A 17682-nucleotide genomic window follows, 5' to 3' on the forward strand; every position below is an offset into this window, starting at 1 on the left:
CAAAAAGACACAAGGATTATCAGTGGATTTCATATAGACGGACAAAATCCGTGTTTTAAAATACTCGATGAAGCAGGTTAAGCTTAATAAAAACTTAACGATTTCTTTCCCAATAGGGAGGTCATTCGCGTTAATTTCAGCCAACCATTTAATTATATATATATGAAAAATTTTTATTTATCCATACTCATGCTTTGCTGTGTGGGAACTAGCTGGGCACAAATGACTGTCACAGGCTATGTCTATGAGGATCTCAATGGCAACTTCAAGAAAGAGCGCAGAGAAAAAGGCGTAGCTAAAGTCTCTGTGACAAATGGGATCGATGTCGTGCAAACTGATGCAAGTGGTCGATATACATTACCCATCAAAGATGATCAGATCATTGCAGTGATCAAGCCTTCAGGCTATGAATTACCTAAGAATGACTTGAACCTACCGCAGTTTTATTACATCCACAAGCCAGCAGGCTCGCCAGAACTGTATTATAAAGGAGTAGCGCCTACAGGAGATTTGCCTAAGGAGCTTAATTTTGCCTTGACGCCAGTTCAAGAAGACATGAATTTTACAGCTTTGGTGTTTGGAGATCCTCAGCCTTACAGCTTGATGGAGGTAGAGTTTTTTGAAAAAGGTGTAGTTAATGAAGTGATAGGAGTGCAAAATGTAAAGTTTGGGATGTCGCTTGGAGACCTAGTAGGAGATGATTTGACATTGCTAAAGCCTTACCAAAATGTAATCGCCAAAATAGGAGTGCCTTGGTACAATGTCATGGGTAACCACGATCAAAACTATGATGTGGAGGAAGACATCTATGCAGACGAGACCTTTGAAGCACACTTTGGTCCTTCTAACTATGCCTTTAACTATGGCAAAGTCCATTTTATCGTTTTAGATGATATCCTTTATCCTGATCCAAGGGGTCGCATGGGCTACTGGGCTGGATTTAGAGAGGATCAATTAGCCTTTATTAAAAATGATTTGGCACTTGTCCCAAAGGATCATTTGATCGTACTGGCTTTTCACATTCCACTATTTGATGAGGGATTTGGAGATACTTTTAGAGATAGTGACCGTGAAGCGCTCTTTGATATATTGAAGGACTTTCCTCATACGCTTTCACTTTCTGCACATACCCACTTGCAGCGACATGACTTCTTCTATGAAGAGGCTGGTTGGCAGCAGCGAGAGCCTCACCATCACTATAATGTAGGCACTACTTCAGGTGACTGGTATAAAGGTAAAAATAATGAGAAAGGCATTCCTGTATCAAGGATGAGAGACGGCACGCCTAAAGGCTATGCCTACATAGATTTCAATGGCAATCAGTATGAGTTGCGCTACAAAGTAGTAGATCAGTCTCCTGAGTATCAAATGGAGATCTTTGCACCTAAAGTGGTTGAAAAAGACAAAAGAACTACCGCGGGTATTTTCGTCAATTTCTTTATAGGAAATGAAAAGTCAACGCTGCGATATCGCATAGATGGAGGCGAGTGGCAAGACATGCGCTATATGGAGGATTATGACCCGATCTATCTCTTGGAGATGTTTGAATGGGATACTACTGAGGAACTAATCGATGGTAAAAGACCTTCTAATCCACAGCGGAGCAAGCACCTCTGGAGAGCCAATGTGCCAAACAACCTCTCTGAAGGTCAACATACGATAGAGATTGAAGCCATTGACATGTTTGGCAAGCGATATACTGGCATATCTAGCTATGAAATAAAAGCAGTGAAATAGGTTTTAAATAGCCTTAAAGCGGGATAGTGAAGGGAGTCAGGCTCGTTTGTGACTTTCATCACTATCCTTTTTTTGTTTGTTCCCGTACTTTGAGGTATTAAAACAAACAAACATATGGAAATCAAACAATTCTATGATGAAGGACTAGCACACGCTAGTTATGCGATATACAGCGAAGGTAAAGTAGCTTTAGTAGATCCAGGAAGAGATCCTCAACCTTATATTGATTTTGCTACTGAGCGTAAGTCAGATATCGTGGCTGTATTTGAGACACACCCACATGCGGACTTTGTGAGTTCACACTTTGAACTTCATCAAAAACGTAATGCTACTATCTATGTGAGCAAACTAGTGGGTGCAGATTATCCACATCAAGGATTTGATGAGGGAGATATGGTCGAGATGGGTGCAGTGAAGTTCAAATCACTTCATACACCAGGTCACTCACCAGATAGTATCAGTATCCTTTTGATCGATGAAAATGGCAGAGAACACGCGCTTTTCTCTGGAGATACACTCTTTATAGGAGATGTAGGTAGACCAGACTTGAGAGAAAAAGCTGGTAACCTTAAGGCACAGCGAGCAGACTTAGCCAAGATGATGTACCATACAGTACAAAATAAATTGAAGCCACTAGCAGATCATATCATCGTCTATCCTGCTCATGGTGCTGGATCACTTTGTGGTAAAAACCTCAGTGATGAGCGTCAGAGTACGATCGGTGAGCAACGCATGGTCAACTGGGCATTTGGTAACTTGGATGAACAGACATTTGTCAATGCACTTCTCGAAGGACAGCCTTATATCCCTAAATACTTTGGCTATGATGTAGCTCTCAACAAACAAGGGGCACCACATTTCGATACATCTCTTAAAGCGGTGAAAATCGAGAAAGGAACAAGCATCCCAGCTGGGGCAGTGGTGATCGATGTGCGTAAGCAGACAGCTTTTGTAGCAGGTCATATCCCAGGTGCGATCAATATCATGGACGGTGGTAAATTTGAGACATGGTTAGGATCTATCGTAGGCCCAGAGGAAAAATACTACCTCATATCGGATAATGAAGCGGAACTAGAGCGCGTGATCCTCAAGACGACCAAGATCGGTTATGAGCTTAATATTGCTGGTGCAGTAGTCAATCCTACAGGCATGACAGCAAAAGGTCTAGCTACAGATGTGGCAGATTTTGCTAAGAATCAAGAGCGCTATACGATCGTAGATATCAGAAGTGTAGATGAGAGAAAGTCGCATCCGATCTTTGCCAATAGCTTAAATATCCCACTCCATGAGTTGAGAGAAAGAGCCAATGAAATACCGCAAGATAAGCCAGTGATCATACACTGTGCAGGAGGCTACAGATCTGCGGCAGGTCGAAGTATCGTAGCGGCTAAGCTAGCGGATACGAAGGTGTTTGACCTTAGCGAAGCGATCAAAGAGTTTGATAAATAAGGGACTTGGGATTAAACATGAAAGCCATCATAGTGATATGATGGCTTTTTTTGTTGCTATTGATTTTTTTAGGTTCATTTATTAGATAAAATTATTTATGTTTAAAATATAAATAAGCCGATATATTTAGTTTCATATAAATCTGATGAGGGAATCCTTTAAATATTTTTTGATTTCAACTTATGTTTCCAGCCTTCTAAGCTGTGGACAAAGTAAAGAAAGTGTCGCTGTAGATCCTTCAAAACGAGCGAGTCTCAGAGATAGTAGTGAATTGGTCTATATTAAAGATCAGATGATCACTTTTAATTTATCAAGTACGCCAATTGATGCACTTCCATTTGAAGATTATTTTGAAGTAGAAAAGGTCATTTATTTAGATGATCAGGTGCTTATAGGGGAAGTTCGAAACTTAGTTTACTTCGATGAAAAGTACTTCTTTCATGATCGCATCAGTGAGAAAGTACATTGCTTTGGTGCGGGCGGAGAGCACCTTTGGTCGACTGAAAACAAAGGGGAAGGTCCAAATGAGTACAGAAGAGTAAGTGCATTTGATATCGATGAGCAGGATAGTGTCATGTGTCTTTGGGATGGCGCTGGTCTGCAAGTTTTAAGATATAGCTTAGAAAGTGGTAAAGTCATAGAAAGAGATGAGGTACAGACTTTTGGTCACGGTTTTTTAGTAAGTGGTGGAGCTTATATTTTCTATCCTTTAAATTTTTATCATGAAGACTTGGCATATAAGATCTTACGTATCAATAGGCAAAATGAGATAGAGAAAAGAGCATTGCCTTTTGAGTCGATTGATTTTGTAAACAGTCATTTACCTAAGCGAATATTCACTAAAGAAAAGTCTGAGTCTTTTTATTTCGTACAACAGTTTAATGATACGGTATATCATTATAGCCATGATACGCTATATGCTAAATACAGTATGGTGTATGATAAAGTGGAAAGGCCTAACTATGATGATTTCACCAGTTCGGATGAGTTGAAGAAGTCTCTCAAGAACAGGGGTATATATGATAAGTCAATGGACGATATCCAAGTTTTAGGAGATAACATTCTCTTTTCTTATAATAGATTTGATGAGAATTTAAAAAGCTTTTTGGTTCACAATGGTCTTTTGAACACTCGAGCAAATGAGGTTCAGCTTTTCAAAAAGTTTGATAATTATCCTTTTGAGTATAAAGGTTATAATTGGTTGGAAATACAATACGCGATAAATGGCAGTGCTTATTCCATAGTAGATCCAGCTGCTTACAAAGAAATCAAAGACAATTGGTCAACAAAAATAGATGGAGAGTATGTATCGGAATTAGTAAAGAGGGAATATCCTGAAATTTATGAGATCATGACCTCGTTAGATGAGGACAGTAATCCACTGATAATCAAATTAAAAATTAAATAGACCAATCTATGTTTGAACGTATAAGAATTATCTTTTTAGTAGGGTTTATACTCCCAATTTTACTTTCGGGCTGTTACATTGATACAAATAGCGAGGAGCGATATTTCAATGAAATCGCTAATTGGTATCTAGACGATGTATATCATAAAGTAAATGAATTTCCCAAATACGATCAGGGGATGACATACATACTTTGGGATCAAAATGAAACTTCTAATCGCGTACAAAAGCGCATTGTTGAGATTTTAAAAGAGCAGCCCAGTTTGATTTTGGTTTCTAATTTCGATGATCAGCAAGCGGAGATATCTTTTAAGCAAGAGTATGAATTGAAAAATGATATATTTTCAATACCTGAGTTGAGCGAATATGATTTTGATACTCCTTTCGCTTTTCATTTTGCTTTAGTGCCTTCCAGTGGAAAGTATACCATCAAGCATATTTTTGTACTAAAGAACAAATATTTAAATGCGGATGCGATTACTAAATATCGGTCAGTAGATCCAGGTAAAAGAATGATAGCTTATAGTCCTATTAGCGCTGCCGTGAATGCCTTGGTAGATGAAGTAGCTGAATATTTTGAGTGAAGTTTTAGTAATTATTTATAATATTCTAATATTAATTAATATTTAGTGTTATATTAGTAACTAAATATTAATTTTAATGATATGAAAAAATATTACTTTTATTTTATACTAGCGCTTACTTCAGCTTTGATTTTTTCATGTAAAGATGATGATGAAGAAGAGCTTTTGGATGTAACGCCCGTAGGTTTAATAGAATTATCTGATGTATTTGCGTTAGAAGGGCAGTCTTTTCCTTTCAATCATATGTACATTATTGACTATGGAGCCTTAAGTGGTGCTTATAATTCTGATATATTCATTACTAATAAGCCTTTGGATTTTGAAACTGATGAAGAGGTTCCTGATAGTATTTCCATTGTTTATATGGAGCTTTTTTATCGAGAAGACTCACTTGAGTTAGGGCAATACTCTATTTTAACTCCTGAAGATCAAGCATCTAGTCAGTTATGGATGGGTAATGCATTTGTAGCGTTTGACTATAACTCTAAAATTGGGGAGTTTAGCTCAGCTTATCAAACAAATAGTGGAGATGTAGTTCTTCGAGAAGCAGCTGATTCTCTTTCAATAAGAGGGCATTGGTTTATGAGTAATGATGAGAATATCCCTATAGAATACACAGCAATTCCAACTTTTTATAGAATAGATGATTCAGGGTTTAGATTACGAAACAATACTGAATATGCTATACTTCAAGCTCTGAAAGCATATAAAAGATAATCACAAAAAAAGGAGGCGACCCTTAGGGAAGCCTTCTTCATTTATCGAGACTTTTGAGACAGCCTCTTTCTAAAGGTTATAAAAACAAATCGATGATCTCTATTTGATTGCGACCAAGTTTGATCATGCCTTTTTGTTCAAGTTTTTTAAGCAGGCGACTGATCACCTCTCGGGATGAGTTAAGCTCTTGCGCAATGGATTGGTGCGTGGCATGTAGTGTCAGAGAGTTTTGTGTCTCGCTGGTTTTGCGAAGATACTCTACGATACGGTCGTCCATTTTCTTGAAGGCTATGCTATCAATCGTACGAAGCAGTTCTTCGAGCCTATATTGATAAGTCTCCAAGACAAAGTAATACCAGGTCTTATACTTCACCATCCACTCATCCATCTTAGCGATTGGTATCATGATCGCTACGACATCTTCTGTAGCGACTGCCCTGATACGGGAGATACGCTCACGACCTGAACAGATCAGAGAAAGCGCACAACTATCGCCCGACTCCAAGTAGTAAAGAAATATCTCATTTCCCTCTTCATCTTCTCGCGTCACTTTGATATTGCCTTCAAAGATCAAGGGTACATAAGTAATCGGAGAACCCATATCCATCAAAAGATCTCCTGCAGGGATACTTTCAAGCTTTCCAAATTGTACGATCTCATCTCTAAGATCATTTTCTAAATGCTTGAAATTTGCTTTGAGAATTTGAGAGAGTTCTGTCTTTTCCATTTATAAATCTTTTGATCATTTAACAGGTGATATATGTCACTTTGTTCAAAGTTAAAGCATTGCTCAATCGCTTATGTGACTTTGGTTACAAATGATCAAGACAGTGCTTTTAAATAACTAGCATTCAGCTGAGCAGCTTCTATTGGACTAGTGCCATCAAATCGTTCTTGCTCTACCATGAAGTATTTCATCCCAGTAGCTGTAGCTTTTTGGATGAGTTGGCTGTAGTCCATTACCCCTCTACCGAGTAGCGTGGAGGCATTTTCAGCTGTTTTAGGGATTTTATCATCAAAGTCTTTGATATGAGAGAGCTTGAAGCGATCACCATATTTTTCTAGATAACTGATAGGGTCTTTACCTGCTACATGCACCCAGTACATATCAAGCTCATAGGTCACTAGTGCTGGATCTGTATTTTCCATGAGGTAGTCTTGTGGGATTTGCCCATCAAGCTCGAGGAAGGAATAGTCATGATTGTGATAGCCAAACTGTATTCCAAATGACTGACAAATCTTACCAATTCGGTTAAACTCATCTGCATATCGCTTGAAATCATCCATGGAGGCTTGAGGTCCGAGCCATGGACAGATCATATATTGGATGCCTATCTCAGCCGCTTGTTCAGCTTGCGCTTCTAGATTGGCAAATACATCTGCATGGGTAGAGACGATTTCTAGACCAAGGTCATCGGCCACTTGCTTAAATTCTGTATGCTTCATTCCCCAAAAGATAGTCTTGCCTTGATCGCAGCTTTCTATTTGCTGATAGCCATAGCTAGCCAGTGCTTTGAGTGTGCCAGCAGGATCTTCGAGCATCTCTTCTTTGACGGTAAAGAGTTGTATGCCAAACTTATCCAATAGAGGCTTCGCAGCAGTATTAGTAGATTCATCACCCTGCTTTGGACTACAAAACTGTAGCGGCAGCATAGCAGCGGCTCCTAATAAAGCACTTTGTTGGAGGAATTTTCTCCTGTTTTTCATGATAATAGGTTTGATAGGTTTTTAGGATCAAATAGCAAATACGCGATCCCCTTTTTTATAATCTAAGCAGCCATCATACTTGCCAGGAACTTCCACATATCTCAACTGCTGCGTAGCACCTACTTCTGAGGTGAAGTATCCTAGAACCGTCAGATCCTTGAGCATGCCAAAAATCCTAGCATCGTCTCCCTCAGCACTACTCCTCTGAGCATTGAGAAATGCAGTGATTTCCTTGGTTTCAGCAGCTGTGATGGCTTTACTATGTTCAGATTGAAACTGCTCTTGAAGTCTCTGTATTCCTTTTATAAAGACTTCTTGGTTCTCTTTTTCATAGGTGTCTGTGACCATCATGCGCATAAACTCGCCTATACCTGCTGCTTTAGCACCAGGGGTACTGGTAGTTGGGATGATGGCTTCTCCAAGCTCATCGAGTAGACTGATAGTCTCTGGGGAAAATGTCAAGTCTGCGATTTGCTCTTTAGGCGAACAGCCAGTGAGGATCGCTTGCGCGCCCACCATGGTACCTCCCATGATGAGTAAAAAACTTTTGAGGGCTTCTCTTCTGTTGATTTCCATGTCTCTAAGCTTAAAGGTTTCCTTTTTTCAATTCTTCTACAGCAAAACTCGCTGCTCGGGCAGTCAGTGCCATATAGGTCAATGATGGATTTTGAGCAGCAGAGGAAGTCATACATGCGCCATCTGTAACGAATACATTTTTAGCATCCCAGACTTGGTTATTACCATTCAGGACTGAGGTCTTCGGATCTCTACCCATGCGTGCAGTACCCATCTCATGGATTCCCTGCCCAAAAGTGTAGCCACTGTCATAAGTATTTACATTCTTCAATCCTGCTGCTTCGAGCATTTCTGCCGCATCATTCATCATATCCTTACGCATATTGATTTCATTTTGCTTGATCTCAGCATTCATCTCAAGCGCAGCCAATCCCCACTTATCAGTGACGGTTTTGCTCAGCTTGATGGTATTGTCATGATCAGGGAGGATTTCACCAAAAGCAGTGATTCCCATGCTCCATGGTCCTGGCTCGCTCAAAGCTTCCTTGAGATCTTCGCCATAGGCTAGCTCAGCGACATTGCGACTCCAGCCACTTCGGCTAGCGCCTCCCTGATAGCCAAATCCTCGGAGATAGTCTCTTTTTTCGCCATTGAGATTTCTAAATCTTGGGATGTAAATACCATTTGGCCTTCTGCCATAATAGTATTTGTCATCATAGCCTTCTACTTGCCCGCTAGCACCAAGTCTAAAGTGGTGATCCATCACATTGTGTCCGAGCTCTCCCGAACTACTACCTAGTCCCTCAGGCCAGATGTCTGTGGCAGAGCGCATGAGGATAGCCGTAGAGTTAAATGTAGAAGCACAGAGGAAGATGATTTTGGCATTGTAAGTCAAGACTTCATTAGTCTCTGCATCGATCACCTCTACTCCTGTAGCTTTTTTGGTGTCTTTGTCATAGATCAGTCTGGAGACGATAGAAAAAGGTCTCAGCGTCAAGTTTCCTGTTGCCATGGCTGCAGGCAGGGTGGAAGACTGTGTACTAAAGTAGCCACCAAATGGACAACCTAGCCAACACTTGTTTCTATACTGGCAGTTGACACGGTTTTGTAAAGGTTCTGTGATGTTGGCTACACGACCGATGATCATATGTCTATCTCCACCATAGTGCTTTTTGATCCTAGCAGCTACATCTTTTTCGACACAGTTCATATCCATTGGCTTTTGAAACTCGCCATCAGGCAGATGTGGGATGTTTTCCTTAGAGCCTGAAATACCAGCAAATCGCTCCACATAGCTATACCAAGGTGCTAGGTCTTTGTAGCGGATAGGCCAGTCTACTGCAATACCTTCTTTCAGATTGGCTTCGAAGTCGATATCTGCTAAGCGATAGCTTTGTCTACCCCAAAGAAGTGAGCGACCACCGACTTGATAGCCTCTAAACCAAGTAAAAGGCTTGTTTTCTACATAGGGATTTTCTTTCTCATGCGCCCACCAATTGAGATTAAGTTCATTGAGCACATAGTCGCGCTTGAGGTTGGGATGGTTTTCGATCATCTCCACAGTCCTTCTTCCTCTATGGGGAATTTCCCAAGGTGCTAATGTAGCGGTCTTGTAGTCTTTGATGTGTTCTACATTTTGACCTCTCTCTAGCAAGAGGACTTTGAGGCCTTTTTCAGTAAGTTCTTTAGCTGCCCAGCCTCCGCTGATACCAGATCCTACTACGATTGCGTCATACGTTTGATTTGCCATGGCTTATGTTGATGTATTGCTATTAAATGTCACAAATTTGAATTGCTTTTTTGAGGGCAGCGACTTTGTCAGTACCCGTTGGGATAAACTCCTGAGCGATGTAGCCTTGATACCCTGTATCTACAATGGCTTTGACTACAGCTGGATAATAGATTTCTTGACTTTCATCGATTTCATTTCTGCCAGGATTTCCAGCAGTGTGATAGTGACCAAAGTACTGGTGATTTTCTTGGATCGTGCGGATAAGGTCGCCCTCTTGTATCTGCATGTGATAGATGTCATAGAGAAGCTTGAAGTTTTCGCTGCCTAGCATTTTACAAAGCTCGATGCCCCAAGCAGAGCTGTCCGCCATATAGTCTGGATGATTGACTTTGCTATTGAAAAGCTCCATTTGTAGAATAACTCCATGCTTTTCGGCTAGTGGAAGGAGTTTTTGCAGACCTTTTACGCTATTTTTTAAGCCAGTCGCCTCATCCATGCCGTTGCGATTGCCACTAAAGCAGATCAAGTTTTGATAGCCTGCTTTGGCTACAAGTGGGATGATCTCTGTATAATTTTTGATGAGTTGCTCATGATACTGTGGATCATTGAACCCTCTGACCAAATCTATCTCTGCGCCATTGCACATGGAGCAGTGTACTCTTGCAGCTTGGAGGATCGGCCATTCAGCAGGACCTACCAAGTCAATTGCAGCAAAGCCAAGAGATTTGACCAAATCACAAAGTTGTGCTAAAGATAAATGTCCATAAGTCCAAGCACAGACCGAGTGGTTGACGTTTCCTTTGAGCGTATTTTCCTTTGTATGAGCAGCTGTTGCAAAAGGCAAGGCAGAAGCCGCTAGTCCAGTGGCTACCATTTTTTTTAGGCTTGTTCTTCTATTGATAGGATTCATAGTTCAGTGGCAGATTTAGTTTTTTCCTCTCTAAAAAATATGATGAACAATACCACGACTACAGCTGCGATACCTGCCGGGATGAGCCAGATCATTTGCCAGTCACCTGCATAGGCATCTTGTACTTTACCTGCTACGGCAAAACCTATCAGCATACCGACTCCGTAAGTAGCCAAAGTGATCAGACCTTGCGCAGCTGATTTGAACTTAGGTCCAGCTTTGGCATCCGTGTAGATTTGTCCTGAGACAAAAAAGAAATCATAGCAAATCCCGTGAAGCGCTATACCCACGATCAACATCCACAGGCCACTATCAGCATTGCCATAAGCAAACAGTACATAGCGAAGTGCCCATGCGATCATGCCGACAAGGATGGTCTTTTTGAAACCGAAACGAGTAAAGAAAATAGGTAAAAGTAATAAGAACAGTACCTCAGAAACCTGTCCAATGGTCATCTTTCCTGTAGGATCAGCCACTCCGATGTCAGCTAGAAATGGATTGGCGATCTGATAATAAAAAGCCAATGGAATACAGATGAGTATGGATGATAAAAAGAAGATCAAGTAATTGCGGTCTTTAAGCAGTTTGAGTGCATCTAGTCCCAGCAATGCCGAGATGGAGACCTTTTCCCCTTTGACAGCTTTAGGTGGTGTAGCAGGCAGTGTGAAACTAAAGACTCCCAAGATCAAAGAAGAAATGGCAGCCATCATGAAGGTGTTTTTCAACATGCCCGAAGCGATGTTTTCACTAGCATCCCATGTGAAAAGGTAACTGATACTAAGTCCTGCCGCAATCCACCCGATGGTGCCCCAGATTCGGATCGCAGAAAATTCTTTCTCTGGATTACGCATTTGGTTGAAGGAAACAGAATTGACCAGCGCCAAAGTAGGCATGAAAAGCACCATATAAGCAAAAACGTATGGATAGAAGCCACTGAAGTCAGTGGACTGATACATCAAGTACATCAGTGCCGCACCGAGTAGATGCAAGACGCCTAAAATTCGTTCAGCATTGAAATAGCGATCCGCAATAAGTCCGATGATGAAGGGGGCGATGATCGCACCAAATGATTGGGTAGAAAAGGCAGCCGCTATTTGCGTGCCTGATGCTTGGAGATTGCTCCCGAGGAAGGTGCCTAAGGTGACAAACCATGCTCCCCAAGTAAAAAACTCGAGAAACATCATAAAAGACAGCTTGGCTTTGGTTCCAAGATTCATAGAAGTGGTTTTTAGGTTTATTGTGGTTTGAAAGGTCAAGTTTTCACTTTTCCTTCGATTAATCTACAGGCTTATCTCGCTAGATTTTGTGACAGATTGATCAGCGGTGATATGCTTACATAAGTGACTCCTGCTCCATCTATTTATTCTCCATTATTGTAGTTCGCTGTTTTTACTTAATTTAAGGAGCGATAAAATTTATAGAGGGCTTTTAGTCACAATTGACACATAAGCTAATTTCAAAATACTATAAATCAAAATATAAATTTTCAAACCTATAGCTTTTCAATCAAAATGACACAAAGGAAGAAGTTGAAGATGGGTATGGTAGGAGGTGGCCCCGGCTCTTTTATAGGAGCGGTACACCGCATAGCAGCCAATATGGATGGGTTGATAGAACTGGTAGCGGGGACATTTAGTAGTGATCCAGAGAAATCTCGTGCTACAGGCGAAGAGCTCATGTTGGATCCCACCAGAGTCTATACTTCTTATGAGGAGATGTATGCTAAAGAGCAAGCCTTACCTGAAGCAGAGCGCATAGATATCGTCAGTATCGTCACACCTAACCACATGCACTTTGACCCAGCGGTCAAGGCACTAGATGCTGGCTTTCATGTAGTATTGGATAAGCCATTTACGCTCACTTATGAGCAGGCGCAAAAACTTTATCGAGCTGTCAATGCAAGTAAGCAATTTTTCTGCTTGACACATACTTATACGGGCTATCCTATGGTGAAGCAAGCCAAGCAGATGATTGCCTCAGGACTGATCGGTGCGGTACGCAGAGTGTATGTAGAATACCCACAAGGCTGGCTCTATGAACTCTTGGAGACCTCTGGAAACAAGCAAGCGGCTTGGCGAACAGATCCTCAAAAAAGTGGTAAATCAGGTTGCTTTGGAGATATCGGTACACATGCTTTCAATCTGGCTGAATATGTATCAGGTCTTCAGGTAGCCAAGATATGTGCAGACTTAGACATTGTAGTAGCTGGCCGACAGTTGGACGATGCGGGATCAGTCTTGCTCAAGTTTGACAATGGCGCCTCAGGAGTATTGATGGCTTCGCAAGTAGACACTGGGGCAGAAAATAACGTGAAGATCAGGATATTTGGAGAAAAGGGAGGCATTGAGTGGCAGCAAGAAGACCAAAACTCTCTCATTCTTCGCTGGCCAGATAAGCCTGCGGAGATTTTGCGAGCTGGAACAGGCTATCTTTCTTCCTATGCCAGTGAAAATAGCCGTACGCCAGCGGGACATCCAGAAGGATACTTGGAGGCTTTTGCAAACCTATACCGAAACTTTGCCCGTAGTATCTATGCACAGCAACAAGGAGAAAGTCCAAAGCCAGAGTGGCTGGATTTTCCAGGTGCTACGGATGGACTGAGGGGCATGGCTTTCATAGAACATGCGCTTCAGAGCAGCCAATCTGATCAGAAGTGGACACCATTTGTCGTTCAAGCTTAATGAATTTTCAAACCCATAAATGATAAACCTATGAAAACCATCAAAGGACCAGCTGTTTTTCTAGCACAATTTATAGGAGATCAAGCGCCCTACGATAGCCTAGATCACCTTTGCGCGTGGGCGGCAGGTCTCGGATACAAAGGCGTGCAAATCCCCACATGGGAAAGCAGGCTCATAGACCTCAAGCTAGCTGCCGAAAGCGAGACTTATGCAGACGAACTCAAAGGAAAGGTAGCAGCACATGGTCTAGAGATCACGGAACTTTCTACGCATCTACAAGGACAACTCGTGGCAGTACACCCTGCGTACAATGAGCTTTTTGACGGGTTTGCGCCAGCTTCGCTCAAGGGTGACTTAAAAGCAAAGACGGCTTGGGCAGTGCAGCAACTCAAGTATGCGGCTAAAGCATCAGCCAATCTCGGTTTGAAAGCCCATGCTACTTTTAGTGGAGCACTGATGTGGCACATGGTCTATCCTTGGCCTCAGCGACCTGCTGGACTTGTTGACACAGGATTTGAGGAACTGGGGAAGCGTTGGATGCCTATTCTCAATGAATTTGATCAAAATGGGATAAATCTCTGCTATGAATTACATGCAGGAGAAGATCTACATGATGGGGTGACTTTCGAGCGATTTTTAGCGGAAGTTAATAATCACCCACGTGCAAATATCCTCTATGATCCAAGTCACTTTGTACTACAATGCCTCGATTACTTATCTTTCATAGACATCTACCATGAGCGCATCAAAATGTTCCATGTCAAAGACGCAGAGTTTAACCCAAGCGGCAGACAAGGTGTCTATGGAGGCTACCAAAGCTGGATAGACCGTGCAGGCAGGTTCCGTTCTTTAGGAGATGGACAAGTTGATTTTAAAGGCATCTTTAGTAAATTGTCACAGTATGACTTCGATGGCTGGGCGGTTCTCGAGTGGGAGTGCGCGATCAAACATCCAGAACAGGGAGCTAGAGAGGGCGCTAAGTTTATCGCAGATCATATCATTACGGTCACAGACAAGGCTTTTGATGACTTCGCAGGAGCCGCATCAGACAAGCAATTCAATCAAAGAATATTAGGTATCAATCCATCATAAAATTATCCATGAAAATCAATCACACCATCGTTACATTCGCTTTTGGCATCGGTCTCTTCATAGTAGCTTGTGGAGGCGAATCTCAAGAGAAAAAGGAAACAACTGCACGAGTACCCAATGCTACGCCAAAAGTTTCACTAGCAGATAAGTACAAAGACGATCCCATCTACATCACAGGGGTAGCTAAAGTCAATAACTCTGACTGTGGCAGCTGTCACATGGAGGAGAAAAAGATCGTAGGGCCTACTTATGCTGAGATCGCAGCCAAGTACGAAGCTACTCCAGAGAATGTCACCATGCTGGCTGAAAAGATCATCAAAGGGGGTGTAGGCAATTGGGGAGAGGTACCAATGACACCTCATGCAAATCTGAGTCAGGAAGATGCAGAAGATATGGTCAAATATATTTTACTCTTAAAATAAACATCATGAAGAAGACACTTTTAACCGCATTGTCCCTAAGTGTGATAGTCGCTTGTGGGCCAAAAACTGAAACAGAAGAAGCATCCGCAACAGTAGAGACAGAGACGTCAGAGTGGATAAGCTTATTTGATGGGGAAAGCTTCACAGGCTGGACTAAATACGGTGGAGCTCCTGTAGGTAAAGCTTGGCAAGTGCAGGATGGTGCCATCTACCTCGATGCTACTAATAAAGATGACTGGCAAGTAGCAGACGGTGGAGATATCGTCACGGAAGAGGAGTTTGAGGATTTTCATTTAAAACTCGAATGGAAGATTGCCAAAAACGGCAACAGTGGTATCATGATTTATGTGCATGAGTCGGAGGAGTATCCTTATCCATGGAGTACAGGTCCTGAGATGCAAGTCTTGGACAATGATGGTCATCCTGATGCCAAAATCGAAACTCACAGAGCTGGAGACCTTTATGATTTAATCGCCTCAAGTAGTGAACCAGTCAAGCCAGTAGGTGAATGGAATCTAGCAGAGATCGTTTCTCAAGATGGTAAGCTAGACTTCTACCTCAATGGCGTCAATATCGTCTCTACCACTATGTGGACTCCAGAATGGGAGGAGATGATCGCTGGAAGCAAGTTTAAAGACATGCCGGGCTTTGGTACTTTCAAAAAAGGAAAAATCGCCCTGCAAGATCACGGAGATGAAGTGTGGTATAGAAATATTGAGCTAAAGAAGCTTTAAAATACCCTAAATCAATAGATGGTCTGCTCACTTAACACTAGGGGGCAGACCTTCTGTGTTTTTTGTCACCAAAGGATGGAATCAATTGCTTACTTTAGTGATTATAAATATGAACCATCATAAGCAACTACCATGAGTGAGAAAAGTAAATTGCAAGGCATGCTCTCTGCCAAATGTCCAGTCTGCAAAACGGGAGATATGTTTCCTGTATCTGTGGTCTCTTACCGCAAGCTGACAGATGTCAACCCTGTCTGTTCACACTGTGAAGCGAATCTGATGCCTGAGCCTGATTTTTATTATGGCGCGATGTATATCAGTTATGCCTTTTCGGTGGCACTCTTTGTCGCGGTGGGGGTAGCCCTCTATGTGATCCACGGAGACCCAGAGACTTGGATGTACTTGACTGCGGTGGTTGTTTCTAATATCTTGCTTTTGCCCTTGATGCTACGCTACTCTAAAGTACTTTATCTCTATGCTTGGAGTGGTTCTTTGTACAAAAAGAAAAGAAGATAAGCCCTATACTAGTTACCTAAACGAGCTATTATGTGCCTGATCACCTTTGCTTACCAAGTGCATCCTGATTATGATCTGATCTTAGTGGGCAATAGAGACGAGTTTTTTGCAAGACCGACACGAGCCTTACATGAATGGAAAGATCAGCCTATCATAGCAGGCAAGGATTTGAAAGCTGGTGGCACATGGTTGGGCATTCATCCAGCAGAAGGTCGATTGGCTGCGCTGACTAATTATAGAGATCTCTCAGCGTCAAAGTCTCAGGCGCCCAGTAGAGGAGAGTTGCCACTTGATTTTTTAAAAGGTAAAAAAAGCCCTTCAGAATATGTCAAATACCTACAAGAGAAAGCTAATAAATACCATGGGTTCAACATGCTCGTGTATGCAGTAGGTCAAGTGGGCTATGTGTCCAACTATGCCTCTAAGCCTTCTATACTAAATCCTGGTGTTTACGGAATAAGCAATGCCCTACTAGATACTCCTTGGCCAAAACTCAAAAGTGCTAAAAGTAAACTCCAAGAGGCTATCAAAGTAAAGGAACTTGAGGCAGATTCTTTGATCACACTCCTCACGGACGATACGCGCGTCAAAGACCCAGCTAAACTACCCAAAACTGGTGTGCCTACTGCGGTGGAGGAAGCACTCTCTGCTGAGTTTATCCGTATGGAGGGCTATGGCACAGTGAGTAGCACCGTAGTGCTCTGGGGCAAAGATGGTCAAGTGACATTACTTGAGCGAAGCTATGCAGCTGACCCTAATATTTATCAAGATCAAAAGTTGATTTTCCAGCATTCATCGAGATAATCAGGGTGTTGGTCGAGTTTTTTTGTGGCGATTCATTAGATTGGTGACCTTCGGGTATATCAAATTTTATCCATCATGAAAAAGACAAAATATGCCATCATCGCTTGGCTACTGCTACTAGCCTCTTGTATCTCCTCTATCCATCCGATCTATCATCCAGAAGACCTCCTTCAACTCAAGGAAGTTGTAGGTGATTGGCAAATAGACGATGACATCTGGGCATTTGAATTCTATGAGGAAGGATCATTCAAAGGCTATCAACTTACCCATCGAGAGGGTGATGATAAGACCTCGACTTTTTATGCAGGTCTGGTCAAGCTAGGCGATCACTATTTCTTTGATTTTTATCCCATGGAAGCAGACCTCGCGGAGGAAACCTCCTCTCTTGTAAATAATCACTTGGTCACCACACATACTTTCATGAAAGTGCGTTGGACAAAGGATCAACTATTTATCAGCCAGTTTGAATATGATTTTCTCAAAGAAGTCCTGAGTAAAAATCAACTGCGCATCAAGCATGAAGTATTGAATAGTCCTACTAAAGGGATGAGGTCTAGCGGAGATTTTCTGCTGACTGCCTCGACAGATGATCTGAAGAAGTTTCTCGCCAAATATGGCGGGGTAGAAAAGGCTTTTGAAGAAGAAGCTAGCCTTACCAAAATAACACGCCCATGAT

At 42.0% G+C, this 17682-nt stretch carries 18 protein-coding genes; 12 read left to right on the forward strand and 6 right to left on the reverse strand.

Features of this window, described 5'->3' with window-relative positions; all coding sequences use genetic code 11:
• The first annotated feature begins 162 nt into the window (after positions 1-162).
• From I5349_RS11890 to I5349_RS11910, 5 genes are all read left to right on the forward strand, one after another.
• Positions 163-1737 carry a calcineurin-like phosphoesterase C-terminal domain-containing protein gene (locus I5349_RS11890; RefSeq protein ID WP_226390991.1) on the forward strand — a complete coding sequence of 525 codons (1575 nt, stop codon included), beginning with the start codon at positions 163-165 and terminating at the stop codon, positions 1735-1737.
• A gap of 114 nt (positions 1738-1851) precedes the next feature.
• Positions 1852-3186 (forward strand): rhodanese-like domain-containing protein, encoded by a 1335-nt coding sequence (locus I5349_RS11895; RefSeq protein ID WP_226390992.1) that lies wholly within the window; start codon positions 1852-1854, stop codon positions 3184-3186.
• 145 nt (positions 3187-3331) lie between these two features.
• Positions 3332-4594 (forward strand): DUF4934 domain-containing protein, encoded by a 1263-nt coding sequence (locus tag I5349_RS11900; protein WP_226390993.1) that lies wholly within the window; start codon positions 3332-3334, stop codon positions 4592-4594.
• 8 nt (positions 4595-4602) lie between these two features.
• Positions 4603-5178 (forward strand): hypothetical protein, encoded by a 576-nt coding sequence (locus tag I5349_RS11905; RefSeq protein WP_226390994.1) that lies wholly within the window; start codon positions 4603-4605, stop codon positions 5176-5178.
• A gap of 81 nt (positions 5179-5259) precedes the next feature.
• Positions 5260-5895, forward strand: coding sequence for a hypothetical protein (locus I5349_RS11910; RefSeq protein ID WP_226390995.1), 636 nt, complete (start codon positions 5260-5262; stop codon positions 5893-5895).
• A gap of 76 nt (positions 5896-5971) precedes the next feature.
• Here the strand turns inward: I5349_RS11910 and I5349_RS11915 are convergent, their stop codons facing one another.
• From I5349_RS11915 to I5349_RS11945, 6 genes are all read right to left on the reverse strand, one after another.
• The gene (locus tag I5349_RS11915; RefSeq protein WP_226390996.1) at positions 5972-6622 is read right to left on the reverse strand and encodes a Crp/Fnr family transcriptional regulator; all 651 of its coding nucleotides are present in this window, start codon (positions 6620-6622) and stop codon (positions 5972-5974) included.
• Between the two features lie 95 nt (positions 6623-6717).
• Complete coding sequence (locus tag I5349_RS11920; RefSeq protein ID WP_226390997.1) at positions 6718-7602, reverse strand: sugar phosphate isomerase/epimerase family protein; 885 nt, start codon at positions 7600-7602, stop codon at positions 6718-6720.
• A gap of 27 nt (positions 7603-7629) precedes the next feature.
• Positions 7630-8178: a gluconate 2-dehydrogenase subunit 3 family protein gene (locus tag I5349_RS11925; protein WP_226390998.1), complete on the reverse strand. Its 549-nt coding sequence runs from the start codon at positions 8176-8178 to the stop codon at positions 7630-7632.
• Between the two features lie 10 nt (positions 8179-8188).
• On the reverse strand, positions 8189-9868 hold the full coding sequence (locus I5349_RS11930; RefSeq protein WP_226390999.1) for a GMC oxidoreductase: 1680 nt from the start codon (positions 9866-9868) through the stop codon (positions 8189-8191).
• Positions 9869-9890: 22 nt separating this feature from the next.
• Entirely contained in the window at positions 9891-10760 is an 870-nt protein-coding gene (locus tag I5349_RS11935) for a hydroxypyruvate isomerase family protein (protein ID WP_262895398.1), read from the reverse strand.
• Complete coding sequence (locus I5349_RS11945; protein ID WP_226391000.1) at positions 10757-11977, reverse strand: MFS transporter; 1221 nt, start codon at positions 11975-11977, stop codon at positions 10757-10759. The genes I5349_RS11935 and I5349_RS11945 overlap by 4 nt, the downstream gene beginning before the upstream one ends.
• Positions 11978-12271: 294 nt before the next feature.
• On the opposite strand from I5349_RS11945, the gene I5349_RS11950 reads away from it, so the two are divergent.
• The 7 genes from I5349_RS11950 (at position 12272) to I5349_RS11980 (ending at position 17681) form a co-directional block, all read left to right on the forward strand.
• Positions 12272-13441: a Gfo/Idh/MocA family protein gene (locus tag I5349_RS11950; protein ID WP_226391001.1), complete on the forward strand. Its 1170-nt coding sequence runs from the start codon at positions 12272-12274 to the stop codon at positions 13439-13441.
• A 30-nt stretch (positions 13442-13471) separates the two neighbouring features.
• Positions 13472-14533 (forward strand): sugar phosphate isomerase/epimerase family protein, encoded by a 1062-nt coding sequence (locus I5349_RS11955; RefSeq protein ID WP_226391002.1) that lies wholly within the window; start codon positions 13472-13474, stop codon positions 14531-14533.
• Positions 14534-14541: 8 nt separating this feature from the next.
• Positions 14542-14955, forward strand: coding sequence for a c-type cytochrome (locus I5349_RS11960; protein ID WP_226391003.1), 414 nt, complete (start codon positions 14542-14544; stop codon positions 14953-14955).
• A 5-nt stretch (positions 14956-14960) separates the two neighbouring features.
• Positions 14961-15689: a 3-keto-disaccharide hydrolase gene (locus tag I5349_RS11965; protein ID WP_226391004.1), complete on the forward strand. Its 729-nt coding sequence runs from the start codon at positions 14961-14963 to the stop codon at positions 15687-15689.
• A gap of 132 nt (positions 15690-15821) precedes the next feature.
• Positions 15822-16202 (forward strand): DUF983 domain-containing protein, encoded by a 381-nt coding sequence (locus I5349_RS11970; protein ID WP_226391005.1) that lies wholly within the window; start codon positions 15822-15824, stop codon positions 16200-16202.
• Between the two features lie 30 nt (positions 16203-16232).
• Complete coding sequence (locus I5349_RS11975) at positions 16233-17006, forward strand: NRDE family protein (RefSeq protein WP_226391006.1); 774 nt, start codon at positions 16233-16235, stop codon at positions 17004-17006.
• 75 nt (positions 17007-17081) lie between these two features.
• Positions 17082-17681, forward strand: coding sequence for a hypothetical protein (locus tag I5349_RS11980; protein WP_226391007.1), 600 nt, complete (start codon positions 17082-17084; stop codon positions 17679-17681).
• Position 17682: the final 1 nt, after the last annotated feature.

The organism is Penaeicola halotolerans (genome assembly GCF_016464625.1).
GTDB classification, from domain to species: Bacteria; Bacteroidota; Bacteroidia; order Cytophagales; family Cyclobacteriaceae; genus Penaeicola; species Penaeicola halotolerans.

Bases quoted from the DNA above. Each gene is read 5' to 3' on its own strand.
- I5349_RS11890 (WP_226390991.1), top strand. From the start codon at position 163: ATGAAAAATTTTTATTTATCCATACTCATGCTTTGCTGTGTGGGAACT.
- I5349_RS11895 (WP_226390992.1), top strand. From the start codon at position 1,852: ATGGAAATCAAACAATTCTATGATGAAGGACTAGCACACGCTAGTTAT.
- I5349_RS11900 (WP_226390993.1), top strand. From the start codon at position 3,332: ATGAGGGAATCCTTTAAATATTTTTTGATTTCAACTTATGTTTCCAGC.
- I5349_RS11905 (WP_226390994.1), top strand. From the start codon at position 4,603: ATGTTTGAACGTATAAGAATTATCTTTTTAGTAGGGTTTATACTCCCA.
- I5349_RS11910 (WP_226390995.1), top strand. From the start codon at position 5,260: ATGAAAAAATATTACTTTTATTTTATACTAGCGCTTACTTCAGCTTTG.
- I5349_RS11915 (WP_226390996.1), bottom strand. From the start codon at position 6,622: ATGGAAAAGACAGAACTCTCTCAAATTCTCAAAGCAAATTTCAAGCAT.
- I5349_RS11920 (WP_226390997.1), bottom strand. From the start codon at position 7,602: ATGAAAAACAGGAGAAAATTCCTCCAACAAAGTGCTTTATTAGGAGCC.
- I5349_RS11925 (WP_226390998.1), bottom strand. From the start codon at position 8,178: ATGGAAATCAACAGAAGAGAAGCCCTCAAAAGTTTTTTACTCATCATG.
- I5349_RS11930 (WP_226390999.1), bottom strand. From the start codon at position 9,868: ATGGCAAATCAAACGTATGACGCAATCGTAGTAGGATCTGGTATCAGC.
- I5349_RS11935 (WP_262895398.1), bottom strand. From the start codon at position 10,760: ATGAATCCTATCAATAGAAGAACAAGCCTAAAAAAAATGGTAGCCACT.
- I5349_RS11945 (WP_226391000.1), bottom strand. From the start codon at position 11,977: ATGAATCTTGGAACCAAAGCCAAGCTGTCTTTTATGATGTTTCTCGAG.
- I5349_RS11950 (WP_226391001.1), top strand. From the start codon at position 12,272: ATGACACAAAGGAAGAAGTTGAAGATGGGTATGGTAGGAGGTGGCCCC.
- I5349_RS11955 (WP_226391002.1), top strand. From the start codon at position 13,472: ATGAAAACCATCAAAGGACCAGCTGTTTTTCTAGCACAATTTATAGGA.
- I5349_RS11960 (WP_226391003.1), top strand. From the start codon at position 14,542: ATGAAAATCAATCACACCATCGTTACATTCGCTTTTGGCATCGGTCTC.
- I5349_RS11965 (WP_226391004.1), top strand. From the start codon at position 14,961: ATGAAGAAGACACTTTTAACCGCATTGTCCCTAAGTGTGATAGTCGCT.
- I5349_RS11970 (WP_226391005.1), top strand. From the start codon at position 15,822: ATGAGTGAGAAAAGTAAATTGCAAGGCATGCTCTCTGCCAAATGTCCA.
- I5349_RS11975 (WP_226391006.1), top strand. From the start codon at position 16,233: ATGTGCCTGATCACCTTTGCTTACCAAGTGCATCCTGATTATGATCTG.
- I5349_RS11980 (WP_226391007.1), top strand. From the start codon at position 17,082: ATGAAAAAGACAAAATATGCCATCATCGCTTGGCTACTGCTACTAGCC.